Genomic DNA, 2,119 nt, shown 5'->3' with positions numbered 1-2,119 from the left:
ATATATGTTTTTATAAAAATAAATATTTGAAAATAATTATAATTTGTAAAAAACTTTTATTTAAATTAATTTTCTTTATTTTTGATAAAACATTTTGATGAACTTTTTTTAAAAGTTTGTTTTAAATGTTCTTCTAATTAGTAAACAAATCATATTAATTAGTTAAATTTAAATTAAAATATTTTAAAGAATAATAAAATTAAACGTCTTAAAAATAATTATTTTTAGTAAATAGTTATTAATATTAATTAACAAATGATTTTATTAAATATTTACATTTATTTTTATAATAAAACTTATTATAACTTTATAAACTTAATTAACTACATTTAAAAACTTAGATTCAAATTGTTGCACAGCTATTTTATAAGAATCCAAAACTAAGCAAGGGAATATGGATTATATCATCATGCCTTTGAATTTTACTGTACCTGTTAGATATTAAGACCCCATAGTCACAATCATACTTATTAATGGCTCTTTTTAGTTGACTTTTAGTTTTTTTACCTATACCCACCTCTATAGGAACAAGGTCATCTAATTTTGTTCTAAGTAAAAAATCACATCCTTTCTTTTCTGGAGGATAAAATATTCCCATAAACTTGTATCTAGTTTGCTTAACTTTAAATAATGATGCTGCAACATAATTTTCTGCAAGATGACCTAAACATTTCTTATTATCCATACTGTATCTACCCATATCAAAATTTATTGCAGATATTAAGGATGGAGATAAAAAATAATATTTCCATGCCTTTTTAGCTATTTTTCCTCCTCCGCCATAGGGTTTTACACTGAATATCAGCTGTGTTTTTTCTAGAATTTTTAAAATTTCATTTACTTCTCTGGAAGAGATGGATAAATAGCTAGCTATTTTATGATTTGAAATTGCACCTGATTTTGTTAGACCTAAATATGAGATTATTTGTGTAATATATGCTTCAGTCTCAAAACTAATGGTTTTAATTGAATGAAAGTCATTTTGGATTATTTGTGTAATAATGTTTTGAGTTTTTTTGTAAGCTTCTTCTTCATTTCTATTTAATGTATTAGGAAATCCATAAGCTTTTAAAAAATGGATAAATTCATCTTTAGGGAGATTTTCTAAACTAAATAAATTATAATGTGCCTTTTTTTCTAATTCAATTCCTTGAGTTATATATTTCTCTTCACCAAAATAGATAATATCTCTTATCACATTTGAAAATTTGTTGTCTATTTGAATGTTTTTTTTTAACAAGACGTAATCATTGAAATTATTGGGAAATATGGATTCATTGTAAGTTCTTCTTGCAACATCGCCATTGATTTCTAAATTTATTGAAGATGAACCTGTGTATATTAAAAATATTTCTTGAGTTTTATCAAAAATGATTTTACCTGAAACTCCCCAGTCTTTGTCAAAATGGCTTTCATCTACAAAAATAAAAATTTTTTTATTTAAGGTTAATAATTGTGTATTATGAATCTGGCTTAAGAATTTTTCAACTACTTCTAAAAGGTCATTTTTATATTTCTTTACAATTTCGTCCATGTTTAAATAAAGAATATTTTTTTTGTCAATGTTTTTTTCATTTAAAAGATAACTGTACAATTGAAAAAGAATTGTTGTTTTACCTACTCCTCGTAGCCCATGCATTACAATAAATCTATCATCAACATTTTTTCCACTTAAAAAATCGTCTAAATGTTTTTTAACTTTCCAGTATTCCTGCCTATAATTAAGATTTTTAATGTTTTTTAATAGAGAGTCAGTTTGATTATACTGGCTATTTATATAATTAATTAATTCTTCTTCAAAAACCATTTTTTTATCTCCACATTTGCTTATTTTTCAATATTAGTATGTATTTTTTAATATATATAATGTTTCATTTTTGAAACATTTATTTATAAAATAGTGTTTCAAATTTAAAATGAATATATAAAGAAGAAATTTTTTATATTTTTATATTTTTTTTTTTTTTTTTTTTTTTTAAGTTTTTGTAAGTAATTATCATATAAAATTGTTTCAAATATGAAATATCTATTTATAATTAATTATTTCAAATTTGAAATGCATATATAAAAGAATGTTTTTTTATATCTTTTTACATTCTACTTAAGAATTTTTTAATAG

The 2,119-nt window shown here is 21.8% G+C and carries 1 protein-coding gene; it reads right to left on the bottom strand.

What is annotated here, in order from left to right; genetic code table 11:
- Positions 1-364 precede the first annotated feature (364 nt).
- Positions 365-1,807 carry an ATP-binding protein gene (locus MBCUR_RS02040; protein WP_067089598.1) on the bottom strand — a complete coding sequence of 481 codons (1,443 nt, stop codon included), beginning with the start codon at positions 1,805-1,807 and terminating at the stop codon, positions 365-367.
- Between the last annotated feature and the right edge of the window lie 312 nt (positions 1,808-2,119).

Origin of the sequence: Methanobrevibacter curvatus (assembly GCF_001639295.1) — an archaeon.
GTDB lineage: Archaea > Methanobacteriota > Methanobacteria > Methanobacteriales > Methanobacteriaceae > Methanoflexus > Methanoflexus curvatus.
This window is presented reverse-complemented; position numbering and strand designations above follow the sequence as displayed.

What these genes read in the sequence shown, in the direction of transcription:
- MBCUR_RS02040 (WP_067089598.1), bottom strand. Translation starts at nt 1,807, where the DNA reads ATGGTTTTTGAAGAAGAATTAATTAATTATATAAATAGCCAGTATAAT.